Source organism: Haladaptatus sp. W1, from assembly GCF_001723155.1.
GTDB classification, from domain to species: Archaea; Halobacteriota; Halobacteria; order Halobacteriales; family Haladaptataceae; genus Haladaptatus; species Haladaptatus paucihalophilus.
The window spans coordinates 1-5276 of the sequence record NZ_MEIH01000111.1; the positions used below are offsets into that span (position 1 = coordinate 1).

Genomic DNA, 5276 nt, shown 5'->3' on the forward strand with positions numbered 1-5276 from the left:
TGTGACACCGCTTGCGTGATTTGAGACGCCAGAGTAACGAAGCGCGCACCGGACGTTCCCTTCTGGAGATAGTTCGTCGCGCCGGAGGAGATAGCACGGCTTGCGACATCCTCGCTTCCCGTCCCGGTGAAGACGATGAACGGGAAGTACGGACGGCGCTCGCGCACGGTTTCGAGCAGTTCCAACCCCGAACAGTCTCGGAGTTCGTACTCGCTGACGAGACAGTCGATATCGACGTCACGTTCGAAGAGCCATTCGACGGCATCGTCGGCGTTCGTCACGCCGATGACGTCCTCGATATCGTCCTCGCGTTCCAACGTCTCCCGGGTGAGTCGAAGGAAGTCCTCGTCGGTATCGACGTGGAGCACATGGAATGCAGGGGGAAAATCGTGACCGATAGAAACCGGGTCTACATTCGCCATGCAGTTTTCACTATCAAGAGAGCTAAAGGGCATATATTTAACTGATTGGGGACGGAGACATCCGAGCCCGAATGCCGACTTTGCCGAATTCCCGGGCTACCGCTCGCCAGCGACCCACTTGTGGGAAAACGAGGTGCCACAGGAGCAGTAGGCGTACGCGTGGATGACATCGCCCTCGGCGTACAGGCCGCCGACCTCCTCGTTTTGCTCCTCGGCGAACGCGAAGACGAACTCCACGTCGTGGTCCCCCTCCGGGCAGTCAGCGCCCGCGAGGTCCGCCGCGACGGTTCCCTCGGTCCCCATCGCCTCCTTCGCAAAGCTCATCGCGTCCATCCCGGTCGCCTTCTTGAACACGTTTCGTCCGGTCTCGCCCGGAACGACCAACAGCACACCGCCCGGAACCGATTCGCCGTAGTCGGCGAGTTTGTCCCCCGACACGAACGAATCGGCGAGAAAGAGCGCAACGTCGTCGGGGCGATCACCGGCGAGGAACTCGTCGCGGGCGCTCATTCGTCGTCAACCTGCCGTGCGATGTCGGCGAGACTCTCGTTCGGCGCTTCCGTCGCCTCGTAGACGGCCCGCGAACCGGGTTCTCGGATGCCGTATTTGAATCCCTCTTCAACGACGTCGATGAGGACCGACTGGCCGAACGAGCGGTTGCTGTCGGCGAACCACTCGGAGAGGCGGTTTTCGCCCTCGCCCGGATTCCGCGCGAGTCGCGGCGTGTCGTACACCCCTCGGATGAGGCGGCCGTCGCCGGTCAGCGGCCGTTCGATTCGGGCGCGATACTCCGTGTCGTCCATAACGACGCGGACGAGTTCGTCCGCCGGAAAGGAGTCCTCGTCGTCCGCAGGAATCTCGATGTTCGCACGGTTCGTCGCACCCGCCTGCGCCAGTGTCGCCCTGACGGTTTCAGTCGTATCACTAGAAACCCGTTGCGTCATAGTCGTGAAAAGATGGTGTAAATGTTTGAGTGTTCCGCCGCGTTACTCGTCGTCTTCCTCGCCGCCCTCGCCGTAGAGGGACTCGACGGATTCGTCGCCGTACTCGGAGATACGGACGTTGAGCTGTGCGACTTCATCGCTGACTTCCTTCCCGCGGACCGAGATGCGTCGTCGCTCGCCGTCTCGCTCGGGGTTGTAGCCCGTACCGCCTTCGAGGAGCACGTCCTTGAGGTTCGGACCGGCGACGTCGCCGCGCATCGGGCGACCGGCGTTGTCCGACCCACCGGTGATTTCGACGGAATACCCGTCGAGACCGACGGCACTGCCGTCGACGTCCTCGCCGATGGACTTGCCGAGGAATCGGTTCGCGTCCTGTCCGTCTACTTCGCGCTGATAGGCCGCCCCGGAGTCGGGGTCAGCAACGACGACCTGAAAGTTTGCCATACGGAACGAATATCGGTCCCTCCCTAAAAGGACATCGAAACCCACTCTTCCGGACGAAACCGCTTTCCGCAATCCGGTCGTGTTTCGGAGGCGGGGGAGGATGACAGACGCATATTACTTCGTCAGCGACCTTCACGTCGGGGGCGACGAGCAGTTGCAGGAGTGTGAGTTCGAAGACGAGTTCGTCGAGTTCCTACGGACGCTCGAAACGACGGACGAGGACGCCGAACTGATAATCCTCGGCGACGCGTTCGGCCTCTGGGAGTTCACCCAGTCGGCGGGCATGACGAAGTTCGACCTGCTCGTCGATCACCATCCGAAGCTGTTCGAGCAGTTCCGGAAGACGGGCGAAAACGTCCGCATCACGCTCATCCCCGGCAATCACGACGCGGAACTGGCAGGATATCCCGAGTACGAGGAGCGACTGGCCGAGTACAACGTCACCCTCGACCCGACGCTCTCGCTGACCAGACGCGTCGCCGGGAAGAAGATTTGGATCGAACACGGCATGCAGGAGGACGCACACAACCGAATGCCAGAGTTCGGCAACCCGCGCGCCAATCCGCTCGGCTACTTCGTCAACCGTCACATCACCGGGAAGGCCGGACAGCTCTCGGGGCGGGGGAAGTACAACTGGCTCAAGGACATCCAGTCGCTCACGCCGTTGGAGGAGATACCGGACTGGATGGCGTCGAACTACTTCTACCGCGAGATGAACCCGTTCCTCCGCTACGGCGCGCTGCCGTTCCTGTTGCTCTTTCAGGTCAGCCTCATCTACCTGCTCGTCCTCGTCTTCGAAGCGTCCGGGGTCGTCGGGTCACACGCCGTTTCGAACGTCACCACGTCCGTCCTCCGGCAGTTGGGGGTCGTCGGCGACGTCGTGGAGTTCGTCATCTACGTGAACCTCGTCGTCGTCGGGCTCCTGTTCGTGATATCGATACCGCTGTACTTCTTCGCCCGCGACGTGCGAAAGACGCTCGAACGGTTCGGCCTCGTCAGGAAAGAGAAACCCGAGGAACCGTCGGACGCGCCCTACGTCGCCGCCGCCGAGGACGTGTTCGAGGAGTATCCCGACGTCGTGGCGTACATCTACGGCCACACCCACCGCGTCTCGCTCACGAACGTCGGCGAGCGGGTCATCATCAACACCGGGACGTGGCTCAAGCGACTGCACCGGACCTCGACGCTCATCGGCATCCTCCCGCCGGTGTACTATCCGTCGTTCCGGCTGAACTACTTCCGAATCGGCGAGGAAGAGGAGAACGTCGTCGTCGAGTACCACACCATCGAGAAGGAAGCGCCGAAAGAGCTGACGCTCCTCCAGCGGTTGCTGACGCGTCGGCCAACGGTGGAGAACGACGTTCCGAAACGGACGGTCATCGAAGCGTCGGAGAAGGAAGTGGTCGAAGGGGCACGGACCGATTCGAATTCGTGAGAAGAACCCCAAACGCTTGGGCCAGTACTTGATGATCGTTCAGTCGCACCGAATCGTGCCGTTGCGGAGGAACTCGATCGTCGGTGTCTTGCCGTCGCTTCCATGTATTTCGACGACGAGCTCGTCGGATTCGTCACCGCCTGAACACTCCGGGTTCGGATAGAAGCGGTAGTGACGTTCCACATCACCCCCGGGGAGCGAAGCGCGAACACGATACTCGCGGCTCTCGACAACCCCTGTCCGCTGACGTTCGAACGCCGCCTTTCCGTCCGTTGGTGTGTCGAGCGTGAATCGGTTCCGAAACACCGTTTCATCGCTATCCGTCCGCAGCAGTTCGAGCAGGAGGGTGTGGCTTCGGGAGTCGAAGTTCAACAGCGTTACAGTGAGGCGTTTCTCGGAGAACGACAGGGCGGAACAACCCGCAAACGACGTCGCTCCGAGACTCGCGCCGAGTCGAAGGACCTCGCGGCGAGACGGTCGGGGCATCGGTGTTCGATAGCGATTCCGCGGATAATACAGTTGTGAACACTGTTCAATCCACACGGGATTCCGGCGGGGTCGGGAAAACGGAATTTTTAATGTTTTCTGACAAGATTTTTCGCCCGATGGACCGCGATTATCGGGAGGGAGACACTGGCCTCTCCGCGTTCGCGCCGATTTTTCTTTCGAACCTCGTCCCGCTCGGTGGCTTCATCTGGCTCGACTGGCACGTCCGCGAGATGCTGGTCGTCTACTGGCTGGAAATCGTGGTCACGCTCGTGCTGTACAGCGGTGCCGCGCTCTTCGCCGAGCGGCGGGTCGTCTTGGAGGGACGGACGCTGTTTCTCCCCGGCGTCAGCCGAAACGCGGAGTTGGACGAATCGACGTGGGGAACCGACCCGGAAGGAATCCATCTTACGGGATGGTTGCCGCCGATATACCGCCGAAACGTGCGTTGGTCTGGCTGTCGGTGGTGTGGGGACTCGGCTTCTCGGCGCTCCCGCTGATGATATATCCGTCCGCCGTCGAGTCGGCCAGCTCCCCAGCAATCATCGGGTCGGTTCTCGTCATGACCGGCTCGCAACTCGCCACGATACGGCACGAGTTCTTCGGGGAACGAACGTACGAGGAGCTGTCCGTGCACATGGTCCTCGAAATTCCCGGTCGGGTTATCTTTTTCATGGCCGTCTGGGTGATGGCGCTACAGGCGCTCGGCATGCTCTTTCTCCTCGGAGTGTGGGCGATATTCGGGCGTGAGGCGTTCGAAGTCCTGACCGAGAACGCCGTCGAAACCCTCTCCGTGACGGTGCTGGTTCTCAGAAAACTCACCGTCGAGTGGGCGCGGTTCCGGGCGAATCGAGACCCGAACCCCAGCGGGATTGCGAGTTGGTTCACCCCGAAAGACCCGTTGGCGGAGTAGCGAGGAGACCGAACAAGCGAACGAAGTGAGCGATAGGCGCGTCGTATTTTCAGGGAACTATCAATCGTACCGCGAGCGACGAGGCGTGGAGCGCCTCGGAAGCGAGCGGGCCGACGACTGAGCGGGGTGAGGGAGGAGTGTCTTCCTGAACGTAGTGAAGGAAGGCTGGGAAGTCGCATGCCCGCACAGCGTAAGCGAGCAGGAACGTCTTCCGCTGCTTTTGGTCGAGCTTTTACAGGGAACCAGCAGGAATGACGACGGCCGTCGTCATTCCTGGTCGTGACCGTCGTAAAAGGTCGGTTTAGAACGGATACCGTCGCTGGTCGCGCTGCACCGAAATCCACTTCTCCTGCGTGAGTTCCTCGACGATGGCGTCACCGTCGTAGCGGCCGATTCCGGAGCCTTTCACGCCGCCGAAGGGGACGTGGGGTTCCTCGTTGATGGGTTGGTCGTTGATGTGGACCATCCCGGCGTCGATGGCGTCGGCGAAGTCCTGCGCGCGGCCGAGGTCGCCCGCGTGGACCGAGGCGGCGAGGCCGTACTCGGTCGCGTTGGCGAGGGCGATGGCCTCCTCGTCGGAGGAGAACGGGATGACCGGCGCGATGGGACCGAACGTCTCGTTGCACGACGCC

Annotated in this window: 9 protein-coding genes; 3 read left to right on the top strand and 6 right to left on the bottom strand. The window is 61.6% G+C overall.

All coding sequences use genetic code 11. The features are described 5' to 3' along the window. The 4 genes from BG842_RS06160 to BG842_RS06175 all read right to left on the bottom strand — a co-directional run. Window positions 1–422, bottom strand: a 422-nt coding sequence (locus BG842_RS06160) for a response regulator (protein ID WP_254662941.1), incomplete at its 3' end; no start/stop codon positions are given. 96 nt (window positions 423–518) lie between these two features. Further along, window positions 519–932: a DUF5807 family protein gene (locus BG842_RS06165; protein WP_069450092.1), complete on the bottom strand. Its 414-nt coding sequence runs from the start codon at window positions 930–932 to the stop codon at window positions 519–521. Beyond that, entirely contained in the window at window positions 929–1366 is a 438-nt protein-coding gene (locus BG842_RS06170) for a hypothetical protein (protein WP_069450093.1), read from the bottom strand. Before BG842_RS06170 ends, BG842_RS06165 begins: the two co-directional genes overlap by 4 nt. Before the next feature lie 42 nt (window positions 1367–1408). Further along, complete coding sequence (locus tag BG842_RS06175) at window positions 1409–1810, bottom strand: 30S ribosomal protein S6e (RefSeq protein ID WP_069450094.1); 402 nt, start codon at window positions 1808–1810, stop codon at window positions 1409–1411. A 100-nt stretch (window positions 1811–1910) separates the two neighbouring features. Here BG842_RS06175 and BG842_RS06180 point away from each other — a divergent pair, with 100 nt between their 5' ends. Continuing rightward, window positions 1911–3245, top strand: coding sequence for a metallophosphoesterase (locus BG842_RS06180; protein WP_069450095.1), 1335 nt, complete (start codon window positions 1911–1913; stop codon window positions 3243–3245). 39 nt (window positions 3246–3284) lie between these two features. On the opposite strand, the gene BG842_RS06185 is transcribed toward BG842_RS06180, so the two are convergent. After that, a complete protein-coding gene (locus BG842_RS06185) occupies window positions 3285–3731 on the bottom strand; it encodes a hypothetical protein (protein ID WP_069450096.1) in 447 nt (148 codons plus the stop codon). A 119-nt stretch (window positions 3732–3850) separates the two neighbouring features. Here BG842_RS06185 and BG842_RS06190 point away from each other — a divergent pair, with 119 nt between their 5' ends. Together BG842_RS06190 and BG842_RS06195 are read left to right on the top strand one after the other, a co-directional pair. Further along, window positions 3851–4231: a DUF6498-containing protein gene (locus BG842_RS06190; protein WP_069450097.1), complete on the top strand. Its 381-nt coding sequence runs from the start codon at window positions 3851–3853 to the stop codon at window positions 4229–4231. Further along, window positions 4180–4644 carry a hypothetical protein gene (locus BG842_RS06195; RefSeq protein WP_254662942.1) on the top strand — a complete coding sequence of 155 codons (465 nt, stop codon included), beginning with the start codon at window positions 4180–4182 and terminating at the stop codon, window positions 4642–4644. Before BG842_RS06190 ends, BG842_RS06195 begins: the two co-directional genes overlap by 52 nt. Window positions 4645–4945: 301 nt before the next feature. Here BG842_RS06195 and BG842_RS06200 read toward each other — a convergent pair. After that, window positions 4946–5276, bottom strand: a 331-nt coding sequence (locus tag BG842_RS06200; RefSeq protein ID WP_139136038.1) for an aldehyde dehydrogenase family protein, incomplete at its 5' end; no start/stop codon positions are given.